The organism is Streptomyces sp. NPDC051173, from assembly GCF_040689515.1.
Classification (GTDB): Bacteria; Actinomycetota; Actinomycetes; order Streptomycetales; family Streptomycetaceae; genus Streptomyces.
Map to the genome: position 1 here is coordinate 18363 of NZ_JBFBBD010000055.1, position 16284 is coordinate 34646.

Sequence of the window (16284 nt, forward strand, 5' to 3'; positions counted from 1 at the left end):
ACGTTTACAAGAGCCGCCCCCGGTGGCTCTGAGCAGTGAAGAAACAGGTGCACCCATGGCCGGCAACAGCCAGCGCAGGAACCGCCGCACGTCCAACAAGAAGGGCGCGACGGTCGGCAGCGGCGGCAAGCGGCGCCGTGCCCTGGAGGGCAAGGGTCCGACCCCGCCCGCTTCCGAGCGCAAGGGACACAAGAAGAACCGTCTCGCCAGCGCCAAGGTCCGGCACGAGTCCAAGCGGCCCGCCCCGCGCCGCGGCGGCCCCAAGGGCACGAACGAGCTCGTCGTCGGCCGTAACTCCGTCGTCGAGGCGCTGCGCGAGGGCGTCCCCGCGAACACGCTCTACATCCAGCAGTACCTGGACAACGACGAGCGCGTCCGCGAGGCGCTCCAGCTCGCCACGGACAAGGGCCTCAACCTCATGGAGGCCCCCCGTCCCGAGCTCGACCGGATGACGAACGGCCTCAACCACCAGGGCCTCGTCCTGTCGGTGCCGCCCTACGAGTACGCCCACCCCGACGACCTCACCGCCGCCGCGTTCGACGACGGCGAGGACCCGCTGATCGTCGCCCTCGACGGCATCACCGACCCGCGCAACCTCGGCGCCGTCGTCCGCTCCGTCTCCGCCTTCGGCGGCCACGGCGTGGTCGTCCCCGAGCGCCGCGCGGCCGGCATGACCGCCAGCGCCTGGAAGACCTCCGCGGGCACGGCCGCCCGTACGCCGGTGGCCCGCGCCACCAACATGACGCGGCTGCTGGAGTCGTACCAGAAGGCCGGGCTCGTGGTCGTCGGCCTGGCCGCCGACGGTGACGTCGAGCTGCACGAGCTGGAGGCGCTGGGCGGCCCCGTCGTCATCGTCGTCGGCAGCGAGGGCAAGGGCCTGTCCCGCCTCGTCGGCGAGACCTGCGACTTCCGCGTGCGGATCCCGATGCCGGGTGGCGCGGAATCCCTCAACGCCGGTGTCGCCGCCGGTGTGGTCCTCTACGAGGCGTCGCGCCGCCGCGCCTGACCCCTTGTGACCGCTCGCGGTCATAAAACGACATCGAACGCCGGAAGGGCCGGTTAAACCAGCCCTTCCGGCGTTCGGCGTCTCATGATCTTGACGGGCCTCGGACAGTTCGAACCGGTCAAGGCAGTGTCCTAATCAGAAGTCACTCGGTTAGATGAGTGTGGACACCAGAACACCCCGCACACCCACGGGGGGAAGCTCTTCCGGGTACGACGACCAGCCCGCGCTGAGTACGGTGAAAGTGCCGTCCGACCCGGCGCAGATCGTCGTCAACCACCTGAGTTTCCGCGTGCAGCTCGCCCGGCCGCCGCGCGTCGCCCGCCAGTTCGCCGGGGTCGCCGACACGGCACAGCTGCCCACCGTCAAGGGCGCGGCCAGGCGTCGCGCCCCGGTGGTGTGGAGCGGCCGGACGCAACCCGGCGACGCGGCGCCCACCGAACTCCTGCAAGCCGTAAGGGACTCCGCGGCCGGGCCCGTGGGCACGGCGGCCGGCAAGGACGCGGGCTCCACCCAGGTGCTGCCCCGGATCCGCGTCGACGGCCCCCCGCCGACGGTCGTCGGCCCCCGCGGCTCCACCGAGCACACCGGCCCCGGTGAGCTCGTCGACGCGGTCGGCCCCCAGACCCAACTGCTGCGCGGGGTGCGCCCCACGGACAGCGCGTACGACGAAGACCAGTACCAATACCAGGAGTTCGACGACGAGGACGGCGACCACCCCGGGCGCAAACGCGACCGCGGCGGCAACGACTCCGTCCGGCACGCCTATTACCCCGGGCGCCGGATGAACCTCGGCGTCGTGCTCCTGCCGTTGCGGATCTTCCTCGGCCTCATCTCCATCTACGCGGGCATGGGCAAGCTCTGCGACCCCGTCTACTTCGACGGCGGCCGCCGGGGCTCCATGGTCACCTGGCTCACCGCGCTGCACCCCTGGGCCCTGGCCGCGCCCCTGCGCGGCCTCGCCCTCGCCCACCCCGTGGGCGCCGGGCTCACCGTCGCCTTCCTCCAGGTCGTCGTCGGCGTCCTCACCATCTTCGGCCTCTGGCAGCGGCTCGCCGCGTGCATCGGCGTCCTGCTCTCCGCGGTCCTCCTCATGACGGTCACCTGGCGCACCGTGCCCGTCTACAACGCGCCCGACATCGTCTACCTCGCCGCGTGGAGCCCCCTGGTCATCGCCGGAGCGCCGTTCTACTCCATCGACGGCCGGCTCGCAGGGGAGGCGTGGCGGCGCCTCGGCCCCCGCGCCGAGCTGTGGGACCTCCGCCGGCGCGTGCTGCGCCGGGGCACGGTCATGGCCACCGTCGTCATCGGCCTGTCCCTGATCGTCGGTTCGACGCTGGGCGGCGCCGTGCGCTCCTCGGAGATCGCGCGGACCCCCGGGCCGAGCGACCCGCCCGTCAACAACCTCCCCGGCACGCCGCTCCCGCAGACCCCGGGCACCGGCGCCCCGACCCACGGCGGCCGCGGGTCGGCCACCCCCGGCACCCCGAGGCCGACCCCCTCGGGCAAGAAGACCGCCACGCCCTCCGCCACCGCGCCCGCCGCCCCCGGCACCGCGCGGGCCCCGGAGAGCACGGCGGGCGCCGCCGGGCACCCGGGCGCCAGCCAGGGCGCGCACTCCACGCCGCAGACGCACGAGCGGCCCGCCGCTCCCGCGGCGCCGCGCAGCCCCTCCGGCTCGTCCGCCGCGAACGGCTCCACGGGCGGCGGTACGGGCTCCTCCGGCAACTCCTCCTCCGGCGGCTCGACCGGCGGCGGAGGGGCCCTGGGAGGCCTCCTCGGCTGAGCCTCCCCGGCTGAGCACGGCGCACCGCGCCCCCGCACCCGGCAAGGGTGCGGGGGCGCTCGCGTGCCGCGTGTCAGCCGGCGAGTTCCTTGGCGGCCTCGGTCAGGTCCTTCGCCGTGTCGATGGCCCGCCAGTACGCGCCGTGCGGCAGCGGGTAACCCGCCAGCCGGCGCTCGCGCGCGAGGCGCGGGAAGGTCGTGCGCTCGTGGTCGCCGCGCTCGGGCAGCAGGGCGGTGAAGTCCGCGGAGAAGACATAGACGCCCGCGTTGATCAGATACGGCGAGGGCGGCGACTCGATGAAGTCGAGGACGTGGCCGAACTCGTTGGTCTCCACCGCTCCCCAGGGGATCCGGGGCCGGGCCAGGGCCAGGGTGGCGGTCGCGTCACGCTCGTGGTGGAAGTCGGCCATCTCGCGGAGCGAGAAGCGGGTCCAGATGTCGCCGTTGGTGGCGTACCAGGGGCGATCGGGGTGCGGCAGCGACGCGGCCGCGAACTTGAGGCCGCCACCGCGGCCCAGCGGCTCCTTCTCCACCACGGTGGTCACACGGAGCGGCAGATCGGCCGACACGAGCCAGTCCTGGAGGACCTCCGCCAGATGGCCGCAGGAGACGACGGCGTCGGTGACTCCCTCGGCGGCGAGCCAGGCCAGCTGATGGCCGATGATCGGGGTCCCGGTGCCGGGGATCTCGACCATCGGCTTGGGGCGGTCGTCGGTGTACGGGCGAAGCCGTGACCCTTGGCCTCCGGCCAGGACGACGGCTTGGGTGGGATGCGGGTACGCGTGCGTGCCTGTCATGCTCCGCACGATATGCCGTGGCCCGGGCGGGGGTGCGGGCGGCGGTGCGCGCGGTCGTGCGGGGTGCTGCCCCCGTACGGCGGGCCGTACGGCGGGCCGTACGGGTGGTGCGGCGGCCGGGCCCGTGGGCGGTGCTCAGTGGGCCTGGGCGACGCCGGACGCGAACGAGGTGTCGCAGACGGGCCGGGAGAACTTCTGGGCCTGCTTGGCGCCGTACTTGGCGACCGCGGCACGGCCGAGCGCACGGGCCAGCTCGGCGCAGTGCTGGGCGAGGGAGGGACGGCCGTTGGTCGCGGCCTGGAGGTGGGTGAGCGCGGAGCCGGGGTTCTTCACCTGGAGCTCGGTCAGCAGCTGGTCGCGCAGCACCTCGTACGGCGCGCGGGCTGCCTTGGCCTGGGTGGAGGCGGTGTCGGACGAAGCGGTCAGCACCTGCGAGTCGGCACTCGGCGCGGCCCACGGGACGCGGGTGACCGCGAGGGTCCCGGAGAGCACGAGCACGACAGGGAGGACGAGGGCGAGGGTTCTGCCGATGCGGCGGGCGGCCTGGTTCATGTCGCAGATGGTAGCGAGGGGTAATGATATGGCGACATTTAGTCACCCGGTCGAGCGAAGGATTCGAGGTTTATCGCGGGACGTGAGTTGACGTACGCGCTCGAAAAGGTGACGGGTGTCGGGGTTGGGTGGCGTCTCCGGGGCTGTGCCCCAGGCCCCCGAACCGCGCGTTGGTCATGGTCCGCACCATTCAGCCCGTCCGGCGTTTGAGGACACGTGGCGCAGCCGCGTTGGGGTCCGGGGTCTCCCCGGTTTCGGGAAGGGGCGGGGCTGGGGAACAAGCCCGCCGCAGGCGCGAGCAACCCGCACCCGGCAGCGGACCCGCACTCCGGCCAGGCCCCCCTAGTCGCTCAGGCGCTCGCCCGACGACGTGGAGAAGACATGGAGTTCACCCGCCCGCGGGACCACCCGCAGGAGTGCGCCCTTCTCCGGGACGTTGCGGCCGTTGACGCGGACCACGAGGTCCTTGCGGTCGTCGCCGACCTCGGCCGTGCCGTAGACGTAGCCGTCCGCGCCCAGTTCCTCGACGACGTTGACGGTGACCGCGAGGCCGGCGGGGGCCTCCTTGCCGAGGGACGGTGCGGCGGAGCCGCCCTGCTCGACCACGTCGAAGTGCTCGGGCCGGACGCCGACCGTCACCGTGCGGTCGCCCCGGTCCGCGGCGGCGGAGAGCGCCTCGCGGGAGACGGGCACGACGCTGTTGCCGAACTTCACGCCGCCGTCGGTGATCGGGACCTCGACGAGGTTCATGGCGGGGGAGCCGATGAAGCCCGCGACGAAGAGGTTGGCGGGGCGGTCGTACATGTTGCGCGGCGAGTCGACCTGCTGGAGCAGGCCGTCCTTGAGCACGGCCACCCGGTCGCCCATGGTCATGGCCTCGACCTGATCGTGGGTCACGTACACCGTGGTGATGCCGAGGCGCCGCTGGAGCCCGGCGATCTGGGTGCGGGTCTGGACGCGCAGCTTGGCGTCGAGGTTGGACAGCGGCTCGTCCATGAGGAAGACCTGCGGCTCGCGGACGATCGCGCGGCCCATGGCCACGCGCTGCCGCTGGCCGCCGGAGAGCGCCTTGGGCTTGCGGCCGAGGTATTCCGTGAGGTCCAGGATCCTGGCCGCGTCCTCGACCTTCTGCCGGATCTCCGCCTTGTTGACGCCCGCGATCTTCAGGGCGAAGCCCATGTTGTCGGCGACGGTCATGTGCGGGTAGAGCGCGTAGTTCTGGAACACCATCGCGATGTCCCGGTCCTTGGGCGGCAGGTGGGTGACGTCGCGGTCCCCGATGCGGATCGCGCCGCCGTTGACGTCCTCCAGCCCCGCGAGCATGCGCAGCGAGGTGGACTTGCCGCAGCCGGAGGGCCCGACGAGGACGAGGAACTCGCCGTCCTCGATCGCGATGTCGAGCTGGTCGACGGCGGGCTTGTCGCTCCCCGGGTAGATCCGGGTCGCTTTGTCGTACGTGACCGTAGCCATGGTTTCGAGATCCCTTCACCGGCAGGAACGTGCCGGACGATCCGAGTAAAAGGAGTGGTCCAGTCCAATCGGACGGGTTGCCGGTGACGCTACCCGGGGGCGGGGCGGTTGTCAGCAGGGGGGCGCGCGAAACCTTCGCGCGCCTCCGGCCGGGCCTCCGCCGGCCCTCCGCCGGCCCTCCAGGGCGGTGGCAACTCTGTGGCTGGCCGGAGGAGGCGCTGTGTAGAGTGGGGCAGCGTTCGTGGGCGCCGCCCGCGTGCGTCGTGCCGCCTTAGCTCAGTTGGCCAGAGCGTCGCTCTTGTAAAGCGAGGGTCGTCGGTTCGAATCCGACAGGCGGCTCGTGTCAGCGCTGAACAGCGCGTGGATCGGCCCTCCGTGATCTCTCACGGAGGGCCGATGTCATTGCGGGGGCGTACGCGTCAGCTGCGTACCTCCTCGCCCTCCGCCCGGTACGGGGACATGCCCTGCGGCTGGTCCGGGACCGGCTCCGCGCGTGGCGCGTCCTGGTGGCCGGGCCACCACGCCTTGTGGCCGAGGAGCGAGGTCACGGTCGGGACCAGCAGCATGGCCATGATGAAGGCCGTGAGCAGGATGCCGAAGGCGACCGCGAAGCCCATCTGCTGGAGCATGGAGTTGTCGGCCAGCATCAGGACGCCGAAGGTGCCCGCCAGGATGATCGCCGCGGAGGAGATCGTCGGTGCCGAGCGGGAGACGGCCGTCCGGACGGCCTCGCGGGCCGGGACGCCGCGGCGGACCTCCTCGCGCAGGCGGGCGACCATGAGGATGTTGTAGTCGGTGCCGATGGCGACGACGAAGAGATAGACGATGATCGGCAGCATGAACAGCAGGCCGTGCTTGTGCTGCGCGCCCTGGAAGAGCCAGACGGTCGCGCCGAGTGTCGCGCCGAAGCCCAGGGCGACGGAGATCATCAGATAGAGCGGCGCCACCAGACTGCGGAGCAGCAGCCCCAGGATGATCATGATGGCGAGGCCGGCGACGGGGAAGACGACCGTGTAGTCGTGGGTGACGGCCTTCTCCACGTCGGAGAGGACGGCGGAGGTGCCGCCGACGACGGCCCGGGTGCCCTCGGGCGCGGCGGCGTGCGCGCCGTCGCGGAGCGAGCCGCCGGCCAGCTCGATGGCCTTGTCCTCGGTGGGGCGGTACTTCAGGACGACGCTGTACTGCGCGACGGTGCGGTCGGGGCTGGTGGCCGTGAGCGCGGCGGAGCCGACCCCGTCGAGCTTCGCGAGCTTGTCGCGGTAGGTGTCCAGGGCGCCCTTGTCGAGCGGGGCGGCGTCCTTGGACTGGACGTAGACCATCGCGGGGTCGGACTGGCCGGCGGAGAAGCCCCGCTGGAGGTCCTTCATCGCCTGGACGGACTCCAGCTTCTGCGGCAGCTGGCTGTCGGTGTCGAACTCCGCCTTGAAGCTGAACGTGCCGATGGCGAGCACCGCGAGGACCAGGGCGGAGACGGCTCCGATGAGTCCCGGGCGGTGGGCGACGGCGGAGCCGAGGCCGTTCGCGACGCGGTTGCGCGGCTTCTTCTTCCACGACTTCGACGGCCAGAAGGCCTTGGTGCCGAGCAGGGAGAAGACGGCCGGTACGAGGGTGAGCGCGGCCACGAGGGTCACGCCGACGGAGATCGCCAGCGACGGGCCCATCGCGCGCATCATGCCCATGGTGGAGAGCAGCAGGGCGAGGAAGGCGACGATGACGGCGCCCGCGGCGGAGGCGATGGTCTCGCCGACCCGGGCGACGGCGTTGACCAGCGCGTTCTTGGGTTGTTCGCCGGCCCTCAGCTCCTCGCGGTAGCGGAAGAGGAGGAAGAGGATGTAGTCGGTGCCGACGCCGAAGAGGACGACGATGAGGATCGCGGAGATGGAGTTGTCCGCCTTGAGCCCGCCGAGGTGGGCGACGGTGCCGATGAGTCCGAGGGCGACCGAGAAGACGACGCCGATGATCAGCACGGGCAGCAGGGCGATCAGCGGGCTGCGGAAGATGACGAGCAGCAGGATGACGATCAGGAGGAGGGTCGCCGACATGATCATGGAGTCGGTGTTGCCCGAGGACTCCTTGGCGTCGAGCGCGGTGGCCGCCTGGCCGGTGAAGCCGACCTTCAACTGGGTGTCACCGGTCAGGGACTTGACGTCCGAGCGGAGGTCCTTGACCGCGTCGGGGACGGTGCTGTCCTGGGAGTTGCGGTCGACGGCGATGACATTGGCGAGGGCGATCTCGCCGTTGGGCGACACGGCCTGGGGGTTGGTCACCACCTTGGCTATGCCCTTGTGGTGCTTGGCGTCCAGGCCTTGGGTGATCCGGGCGACGGCGTCCTTGTCGGACGGGGTGAGCCTGCCGCCGTCGGTCCGCTGGAACACGGCTATCGCGGAGGGCTGTTCGGTCTGCGGGAAAGCCTTCTCCTGAAGTTTCCCGGCCTGTACGGACTCGTAATGCGAAGGGAGAAATTCCGTTTCATCGGTTGTCGACTTCAAGCCGGGGGCGAGCATGGCGAGTGCCACTGCCGCGATGATCCAGCCCGCTATGGTCAGCCAAGGGCGGTGGACGGCGAACCGCCCGATCCGTCGGAACATGGTGCTCCTTCAACTATGGTCCAGCGCTGCCCGGCGGAAGAACGACAACGGAATGAGTTCAGTTCGGGCGTCAACACGCTAGGCGGGCGGGATTCCCCTCCACAATGAAATCCGGGGGAAATCGGTCCTGGGTCGGGGTGCCTCTCATCCGGGCGGATGAGGGGCTCTCACCCGTGAGGTAGAGAAATCGCTGCCGACCGCCTCCGTCCGGATTACGCTGCCCTCATGAGCGATGCCGCTGAGCCCGCCCCCGCCGGGGCGACCGAGGGGTCCAAGGTCCTGGCCGCCCGCATGGAGCGCGCCGCCGTCTCGGCCGCCGAGGCGGGGCTGGCCGGTCTGCTCGTCACGCCCGGCCCCGACCTCACCTGGCTGACGGGCTACCGCCCGCACACCACGGAGCGGCTCACCGCGCTGCTGCTGGCGCCCGGGCACCGGCCGCAGCTGCTCGTCCCGGCGCTGGGGGCGCCCGACGCCGAACGGGCGGCGGGTGCCCACGCGTTGACGATCACGGGCTGGACGGACGGCCAGGATCCGTATGCCGCGCTCGCCCCGCTGCTGGACCCGCGGGGCCGCTACGGCGTCTCGGACAGCGCCTGGGCGCTGCACCTGCTGGCCTTCCAGCGGGCCTGTCCGGGTGTGGGCTTCGGGGCGTTCACCGAGTTGCTGCCGATGCTGCGCGCGGTCAAGGACGCCTACGAGGTGGAGCGGCTCGCGGCGGCCGGCGCGGCGGCGGACGCCGTGTACGAGGACATCGTGCAGCTGCGCTTCGCGGGGCGGCGCGAGCGGGACGTCGCGGCGGACCTGGCGCGGCTGCTGCGCGAACACGGCCACAGCCAGGTGGACTTCACGGTGGTCGGCGCGGGCCCCCACAGCGCGAACCCGCACCACGACGCGGGCGACCAGGTCATCGAGGACGGCGACATGGTCGTCATGGACTTCGGCGGCCTCATGGACGGCTACGGCTCGGACACCACCCGTACGGTCCACGTGGGCGAGCCGACCGCCGAGGAGCGCAAGGTGCACGACGTGGTGCGCGAGGCGCAGCAGGCGGCCTTCGAGGCCGTACGCCCGGGCGTGGCCTGCCAGGAGATCGACCGAGTGGCCCGCAAGGTCATCCGCGCTGCCGGCTACGGCGAATACTTCATCCACCGCACCGGCCACGGCATCGGCGTGACCACCTACGAGCCGCCCTATCTCGTCGAGGGCGAACACCTCCCGCTGCGCCCGGGGATGTGTTTCTCGATCGAACCGGGCATTTATCTCCCGGGCCGCTTCGGCGTCCGTGTCGAGGACATTGTGACCTGCACGGATTCGGCGGGCCGCCGCCTGAACAACACGCCTCGTGAACTGCTGGTGGTGCGGTGAGGGACCGTTCTCACAGGGTCAGGTGCATGATGTGCAGCCCGGTGCAGGTGCCGTCGGGAAGCCGGTAGCCCTCGGGCAGGGTGCCGACGACGGTGAATCCGAGGGATTTCCAGAGCGCCACGGCGCGGGAGTTGCTCTCCACGACCGCGTTGAACTGCATCGCCCGATAGCCCTCGGCGCGTGCCCACGCGACGGCGTATTCGCCGAGGGCCCGGCCGACGCCACGCCCGGAGTGTTCCGGCGCGACCATGAAACTGGCGCTCGCGATGTGCGAGGCCGGGCCCATGTGGTTGGGGTTCATCTTGGCGGTGCCCAGGAGCCCGCCCGCGCCGTCGACCGCCACGACCGTACGGGACGGCGCGGACAGCATCCACGACGCGCGGGCGAAGTCCTCGGTGAGGTCGCGCGGATAGGTGAACGTCTCGCCGGCGGCGGCGACCGTGCGCACCACCGGCCAGATGGCGGGCCAGTCGGCGGCTTCCGCGAGTCTGATCCTCATGAGCACAGGATGCGCCGCCGCCGGATGCCGGCGCGAATGGATTTCCCCGGGTGGTGGGGGAGTTCGCCGGGTCAGCCCGGGGGTTCGCCCGGTTCGCAGGCGCGCATGTGGTGGCGTTCCTCGGCTTCCGCGCGGGCGGGGTCCGGCGGGCGCGCGGTGTGTTTGGGGGCGCCCGCGGTGACCAGGAGGGTGCTGGTCGCGGCGGCGAGGAGCATGATGCCCGAGGCCCAGCCGATGGCCACGTTGAAGCCGTGGACCACGCCCGCCTTCGTGATCGTGTCCCGGGCGGCCGGGGTCAGCCGGCCGCCCGCCTCGGCGGTGGCGGTCCGCAGCCGGTCCGCGAGGTACGTGGCGCTGGTGGACGTGGCGATGGTGTTGAGGAGCGCCGTGCCGATCGAACCGCCCACCTGCTGAGCGGTGTTGACCGTCGCGGACGTGACGCCGGAGTCCCGCGGCGCCACCCCCGATGTCGCGGTGGCCATCACCGGCATGAAGATCAGACCCATGCCGAGGCCCACGAGGATCTCCGCGGGGAGGACGTGCGAGACGTACGCGGGCTCCACCGGCAGGAAGGTCAGCAGGAACAGCCCGCCGGCCGCCAGCAGCGCGCCCGGTGCCATCAGCGCCCGCGGCGGGACATGGGTCATCAGCCGCGCGGAGATCTGCGTGGAGCCGGTGACGATCGCGGCGGTCATCGGCAGGAAGGCCAGGCCCGTCTTGACGGGGGAGTAGCCGCACACCACTTGGAGGTAGTACGTCATGAACAGGAACATCCCGAACATGGCGATGACCGCGAGCGCCATGGTCAGCACCGATCCCGCGCGGTTGCGGTCGCGCAGTATGCGCAGCGGGAGCAGCGGGCTCGGCGCCCGCTTCTGCCACCAGGTGAACAGGACCAGCAGCGCGGCGCCGCCGAGCAGCAGCCCGAGCACGCGCGCGTCGTCCCAGCCGCGCGGCTCGGCCTCGCTGCACCCGTAGACGATCGCCACGAGGCCCCCGCAGCCCAGCAGCACGCCCGGGATGTCCAGCCGCGGCCTGCCCTCGCCACGGCGCCGGTCGTCGTGGAGGAGCGCCCCGGCGCCCAGGAAGACGATGATCGCGATCGGGGTGTTCACGTACAGGCACCAGCGCCAGTTCAGATACTCGGTCAGCAGGCCGCCGGCGATCAGCCCGATCGCCGAGCCGCCGGCCGCGATCGCGCCGTAGATGCCGAACGCCTTGCTGCGCTCGCGCACGTCCGTGAACGTCGTGGTCAGCAGGGACAGCGCGGACGGTGCCAGCAGCGCCCCGAGCGCGCCCTGGAGCGCCCGGGACACGAAGAGCATCCCCGAGCTCTGCGCGGCGCCGCCGAGCGCGGACGCGGCGGCGAAGCCGACGAGCCCGGTCATGAAGGTGAGCTTGCGGCCGACCAGGTCCGCGATCTTGCCGCCGAGCAGCAGCAGACCGCCGAACGCGAGGGTGTAGGCCGTGATGACCCACTGCCGGTTGCCGTCGGACATCTGAAGGGCGCGCTGCGCCGACGGCAGGGCGATGTTCACGATGGTGGCGTCGAGGACGACCATGAGCTGCGCCGTGCCGATGACTGCCAGACCCCACCAGCGGCGGGGGTCGGGTCCGGTCAGAGCGGCGGATGGGGGAGGTATAGGGCCCGTATTCATGGAGCTCATCGGAACCTGCTCTCGCGTCCGATTCGGTGCGTATGCGGTTGGGCGCGCCGCGTATACCTATGCGCTCACGCGCGCCAACCAGACTAGGCCCGATGGGGGACATCCGCCTGCCGGAAGACGGCTTGTTTTCGCCCCTGTCTGCCGGACGGAAACGCTCCGGGACACGCGAACGAGCCCATGAGGCAGGCGGGGAGCAAGGGATCAGGGGACCAGTACGACCTTGCCCACCGTCCCGCGCGACTCCAGCGCCCGGTGCGCCGCGGCCGCCTCCGCCAGCGGGAAGCGCGTGACGACCGGAGCCACTTGCCCGGCCGCCGCGTGCGCCAGGGCCTCCGCCTGCGTACGGCGCATCCCCGCGGGCCCCCCGAGCCGCTCCAGCATCGGCTGCCCCAGCACGCAGCGCGACGTGACCGACCGGGCGGCGAGCTCCTCGGGGGTGAACGCAGCGACGGGACCCGGGCTCGCCGGGACGGCCGTCCAGCCGTGGTTCAGATGCCGACCCCCGCGCCCCAGCAGGCCGACCGCGGCCCGGGCCGCGTCCCCGCCGACCCCGTCGAGGACGACGGTCGCGGCCCGCCCTCCGAGCGCCTCACGGGCCGTTTCCGGCCACGCCGGGTCCACGTAGTCGAGGGCGATGTCGGCCCCCAGCTCCCGTACGCGCTCCACCTTCGCGGGCCCTCCCGCGAGGCCGACGACCGTGGCGCCCGCGCGCTTCGCGTGCTGCACCAGCAGCGTGCCGACGCCGCCCGCGGCGGCCAGGACCACGACCACGTCCTCACCGGTCAGTTCGGCCAGGGCGAGGATCCCGAGAGCGGTGCGGCCGGTGCCGACCATGGTCACGGCGTGATCGTCGGCGAGCCCCTCGGGGATGTCGTGCAGCTTGTCCGCGTCGGCGACCGTGAGCTGCGCGTAGCCCCCCGGCACCTGGCCCAGGTGGGTGGCGACTCGGCGGCCGAGCAGCGCGGCGTCCACGCCGGCGCCGAGCGCCTCGACCGTGCCGGCGACCTCGTGCCCGAGGATCACGGGCAGCTCCGGAGGCTTGTGCGGCCCCTTCGCCCGCCCTTGCCGCAGGGTCGCGTCGACGAGGTGGACCCCCGCCGCCGCGACCGCGATCCGCACCTGGCCGGGGCCCGGCACGGGGTCGTCGGCGCGCTCGTACGTGAGGTTCTCCGCAGGGCCGAAGGCGTGTAGCCGGATCGCGTGCATGGGTGCTCCTCCTCGGGGCAGGGCGCCGGTGATGAGGCCGAACACCCAGGTCAGGGGCATTGTCAGTGCCGTGTGCCACCGTGGACGCATGGCGATGGGCGACAGGGCACAGGGCAGGGCGAGGCCGCGGAAGGCGGCCCCGACGGCCAGACTCCCAGAGGTACGGCTGCCCCCGCTGCGGCCGTACGAGGGACCCGGGCCGGAGCCGGACGGGGACTACGACGGGCTGGACTTCACCGAGGCGGATCTCTCGGGCCGGAGCGGGCGGGGCGGCCGCTTCATGGACTGCCTCATACGTCGCTGCGCGCTGGACGAGACCCGGCTGAGCCGGGCGCGGTTCATGGACTGCGTGCTGGACGGCGTCCGGGGCGTGGGCACGGATCTCGCCGAGGCCACGCTGCGCGACGTGGAGGTGCGCGACGCCCGGCTCGGCGGGACGCAGCTGCACGGCGCGGTCCTGGACCGGGTCCTGGTGAGCGGCGGCAAGATCGACTATCTGAATCTGCGCGAGGCGAGGCTGAAGGACGTCACCTTCGAGGGCTGCGTGCTCTCCGAGGCGGACTTCGGCGGCGCCGTCCTGGAACGGGTCGTCTTCCGCGACTGCGCGCTGCGGCGCGTCGACTTCACGGCCGCCCGGATGACGGACGTCGACCTGCGGGCGGCCGCGGAGCTGGACATCGCCCGGGGCGTCGAGCGGCTCTCGGGCGCGGTCGTCAGCCCGGCCCAACTGCTGGATCTGGCGGCCGCGTTCGCCGCGCACATAGGGGTCCGGGTGGAGGCGCCTTTCGGGTGACCTGGGGTGGCGGACGGAGTCCACGGGCGACGGGTCACACGCGCGGGGCTCAGGGGCGGCGGGTGACGCGGGCGTCGGACGGGACCCGGGCGCGGTGGTGACCTGGGGCGGTCGGGCCTCAGGGGTGACGGTGACCTGGGCGGTCCGGGCCTCAGGGGCGGCGGGTCACACGCGTGGGAAGCGGGACCGGCTCAACGCAGGCGAAATGCCCCGTCCGCCTCGGCGGGTCACACGCGCGGGAAGCGGGCCTGGAGGTCCCAGATCGCCGGGTTGTCGGCGAGGCCCTCGTGCATGTCCGACAGGTCCGCGATCAGGTCGTGCAGGAAGTCCCGGGCCTCGCGCCGCAGCGCCCGGTGGTTGAAGTTGAGCGGGGGCTCGTCCGCCGGCATCCAGTCGGCCTCGACCTCCACCCAGCCGAAGCGCCGGGCGAAGAGCATCCGGTCGGTGGACTCGGTGAAGTCCAGCTCGGCGTACTGCGGGACCGCCGAGCGGTTGCCCCGGGGGTCCTGGTCGACCTGTTCGAGGACGTCGCACAGCGCCCAGGCGAAGTCCAGGACCGGCACCCATCCCCAGGCTGTGGACAGCTCGCGGTCGGTCTTCACGTCCGCGAGGTAGACGTCACCGCAGAAGAGGTCGTGCCGGAGCGTCCGCACGTCCGCGGTGCGGTAGTCCGTCTGCGGCGGGTCGGGGAAGCGGCGCGAAAGCGAGTAGCCGAGGTCGATCACGCTTCGATGGTGTCACGGCCGGGAGGTGTACGCGTAAACGTACGGCCCGGGGCCCGCGCGCACCGGACCGCGCCCCCGCCTTCCTGGGCGGTGGGGGCGCGGTCCGGCGCGGGTCACGGGAGGGGTGCGGGGTTCACCAGGGGCGGATCACTTGACGTTGATCGCGGTCCAGGTGGCCGCGACCGCCTTGTACTCCGCGCTGGTGGCGCCGTAGAGGTCCGCGGTGGCCTTCAGGGTGCCGGCGCGGGCGGCCTTGTAGTTGGTGGTGGAGGTGAAGTACGTGGTCAGGGCCTTGTACCAGATCTTGGTGGCCTTGTCCCGGCCGATGCCCGCGAGCTTGGAGTTGTCGTAGGTGGGGCTGTTGTAGGTCACGCCGTTGACCGTCTTCGTGCCGCTGCCCTCGGACAGCAGGTAGAAGAAGTGGTTGGCGGGGCCGGAGGAGTAGTGGACGTCGATGTTGCCGAGGCTGGAGGACCAGTAGTCCTTCGACGCGCCGTCCTTGCTCGGCTTGTCCATGTAGCGCAGCGGGGTGCCGTCGCCGTTGATGTTGATGGCCTCGCCGATGAGGTAATCGCCCTTGTCGGTGGCGTTGTTGGCGTAGAACTCGACGGCCGTGCCGAAGATGTCCGAGGTCGCCTCGTTGAGGCCGCCGGACTCGCCGCTGTAGTTCAGGCCGGCCGTCGCCGAGGTGACGCCGTGGCTCATCTCGTGGGCGGCCACGTCGAGCGAGGTCAGCGGGTGGTTGTTGCCCTCACCGTCGCCGTACGTCATGCAGAAGCACTCGTCGTCCCAGAAGGCGTTGACGTAGTTGTCGCCGTAGTGGACGCGGGAGTAGGCGCCCTTGCCGTCGTTCTTGATGCCCGTGCGGCCGAGGACGTTCTTGTAGAAGTCCCAGGTCGCGGCCGCGCCGTAGTGCGCGTCGACGGCCGCGGTCTGACGGCCGCCGCCCCAGGTGTCGGTGGAGTTGGTGTACAGCGAACCGGTGCCGGACGTCCCCTGGTCGAGGTCGTACGTCTTGTGGCCGCCGCGCGAGCCGTCGGTGAGCTCGTAGCCCGAACCGGTCTTCGTCGTGGTCAGCGGGACCTTGCCGCTGTAGGTGCTGGTGCCCGTGCCCGTCTCGATGGACTCGCGCTGGAAGAGCTTCTTGCCCGTCGACGCGTCGGTGATGACGTGCAGCTTGCTCGGCGTGCCGTCCTTCTGGACGCCGGTCACCACGGTCTCGTAGGCCAGGACCGGCTTGCCGCTCGCCGCCCAGACGACCTTGCGCGGGGCCTGGCTGTCGGTCTTGGCGTTCTTCTGGTCCGCGGAGGCGCTCAGTGCGCTCTTCTTCGCGGCGGACGGGGCGAGCGAGGGCGTCGTCGTGGGCACGGCTATGTCGGCGTCCGTCGCCTTGTCGACACTGCGCGAGCCGCTCTTGGCCTCGTGCACGACCAGGTCGCCGCCGAGCACCGGCAGACCGTCGTACGTCCGCTCGTAGCGGGTGTGCACCGTGCCGTCGACGTCCTTGATGACGTCGCGGACGACCAGCTTCTCCTTGCCACCGAGACCGATCTTCGCGGCGGTGCTTCCCGCCTCCGTCTGCGCGGTCTTGATCGCTGCCGACCGCTGCCCCGCGGAGAGCGCGAGCGCCTGCGCGCCGTTCTCGTGATCGGTCTTGGCGGTCGCCGAGCCGCTCTGCACTCCGACGACGACCATGGCGGCCGAGGCGACGAGGGCGGCGGCGCGGAGGGTGTTCTTGCGGGAGGTGGAGGTGATGCTTCTCAACTCTGTCTCCTATGAGGGGGGTTAGGGCAGCCGGGTGTACGACTGCCCCTTGGTGCAACGTGTGGTGCAG

General features: G+C 71.8%; 13 protein-coding genes and 1 tRNA gene. 5 read left to right on the plus strand and 9 right to left on the minus strand.

Annotated elements, in window-relative coordinates:
* The first annotated feature begins 55 nt into the window (after positions 1 to 55).
* The gene (gene rlmB / locus AB0435_RS24680; protein WP_366005505.1) at positions 56 to 1006 is read left to right on the plus strand and encodes a 23S rRNA (guanosine(2251)-2'-O)-methyltransferase RlmB; all 951 of its coding nucleotides are present in this window, start codon (positions 56 to 58) and stop codon (positions 1004 to 1006) included.
* A gap of 154 nt (positions 1007 to 1160) precedes the next feature.
* Positions 1161 to 2789, plus strand: a complete 1629-nt coding sequence (locus AB0435_RS24685) for a DoxX family protein (RefSeq protein ID WP_366427969.1) — start codon at positions 1161 to 1163, stop codon at positions 2787 to 2789.
* A gap of 73 nt (positions 2790 to 2862) precedes the next feature.
* Here the strand turns inward: AB0435_RS24685 and AB0435_RS24690 are convergent, their stop codons facing one another.
* The 3 genes from AB0435_RS24690 to ugpC all read right to left on the minus strand — a co-directional run bounded on the left by AB0435_RS24690 (position 2863) and on the right by ugpC (position 5607).
* Complete coding sequence (locus AB0435_RS24690) at positions 2863 to 3585, minus strand: nucleotidyltransferase family protein (protein ID WP_366005503.1); 723 nt, start codon at positions 3583 to 3585, stop codon at positions 2863 to 2865.
* 135 nt (positions 3586 to 3720) lie between these two features.
* Positions 3721 to 4137, minus strand: a complete 417-nt coding sequence (locus AB0435_RS24695) for a hypothetical protein (protein WP_366005502.1) — start codon at positions 4135 to 4137, stop codon at positions 3721 to 3723.
* Positions 4138 to 4479: 342 nt separating this feature from the next.
* Positions 4480 to 5607 (minus strand): sn-glycerol-3-phosphate ABC transporter ATP-binding protein UgpC, encoded by a 1128-nt coding sequence (gene ugpC / locus AB0435_RS24700; RefSeq protein ID WP_366427970.1) that lies wholly within the window; start codon positions 5605 to 5607, stop codon positions 4480 to 4482.
* Positions 5608 to 5872: 265 nt separating this feature from the next.
* Between ugpC and AB0435_RS24705 the strand changes: the two genes are divergently transcribed.
* A tRNA-Thr gene (locus AB0435_RS24705) sits at positions 5873 to 5946 on the plus strand.
* A gap of 80 nt (positions 5947 to 6026) precedes the next feature.
* On the opposite strand, the gene AB0435_RS24710 is transcribed toward AB0435_RS24705, so the two are convergent.
* The gene (locus AB0435_RS24710; protein ID WP_366427971.1) at positions 6027 to 8195 is read right to left on the minus strand and encodes an MMPL family transporter; all 2169 of its coding nucleotides are present in this window, start codon (positions 8193 to 8195) and stop codon (positions 6027 to 6029) included.
* 225 nt (positions 8196 to 8420) lie between these two features.
* On the opposite strand from AB0435_RS24710, the gene AB0435_RS24715 reads away from it, so the two are divergent.
* Positions 8421 to 9560, plus strand: coding sequence for a Xaa-Pro peptidase family protein (locus AB0435_RS24715; protein WP_366427972.1), 1140 nt, complete (start codon positions 8421 to 8423; stop codon positions 9558 to 9560).
* A gap of 10 nt (positions 9561 to 9570) precedes the next feature.
* Here AB0435_RS24715 and AB0435_RS24720 read toward each other — a convergent pair whose 3' ends face one another.
* The 3 genes from AB0435_RS24720 to AB0435_RS24730 form a co-directional block, all read right to left on the minus strand.
* Complete coding sequence (locus tag AB0435_RS24720) at positions 9571 to 10059, minus strand: GNAT family N-acetyltransferase (RefSeq protein WP_366005498.1); 489 nt, start codon at positions 10057 to 10059, stop codon at positions 9571 to 9573.
* 71 nt (positions 10060 to 10130) lie between these two features.
* Positions 10131 to 11717: an MFS transporter gene (locus AB0435_RS24725; protein WP_366427973.1), complete on the minus strand. Its 1587-nt coding sequence runs from the start codon at positions 11715 to 11717 to the stop codon at positions 10131 to 10133.
* A gap of 210 nt (positions 11718 to 11927) precedes the next feature.
* Entirely contained in the window at positions 11928 to 12932 is a 1005-nt protein-coding gene (locus AB0435_RS24730; RefSeq protein WP_366427974.1) for a zinc-binding dehydrogenase, read from the minus strand.
* An 88-nt stretch (positions 12933 to 13020) separates the two neighbouring features.
* On the opposite strand from AB0435_RS24730, the gene AB0435_RS24735 reads away from it, so the two are divergent.
* A complete protein-coding gene (locus AB0435_RS24735) occupies positions 13021 to 13725 on the plus strand; it encodes a pentapeptide repeat-containing protein (protein ID WP_366427975.1) in 705 nt (234 codons plus the stop codon).
* A gap of 227 nt (positions 13726 to 13952) precedes the next feature.
* Here the strand turns inward: AB0435_RS24735 and AB0435_RS24740 are convergent, their stop codons facing one another.
* A complete protein-coding gene (locus tag AB0435_RS24740) occupies positions 13953 to 14450 on the minus strand; it encodes a hypothetical protein (protein WP_366005496.1) in 498 nt (165 codons plus the stop codon).
* A 147-nt stretch (positions 14451 to 14597) separates the two neighbouring features.
* Complete coding sequence (locus tag AB0435_RS24745) at positions 14598 to 16214, minus strand: M4 family metallopeptidase (RefSeq protein ID WP_366427976.1); 1617 nt, start codon at positions 16212 to 16214, stop codon at positions 14598 to 14600.
* Between the last annotated feature and the right edge of the window lie 70 nt (positions 16215 to 16284).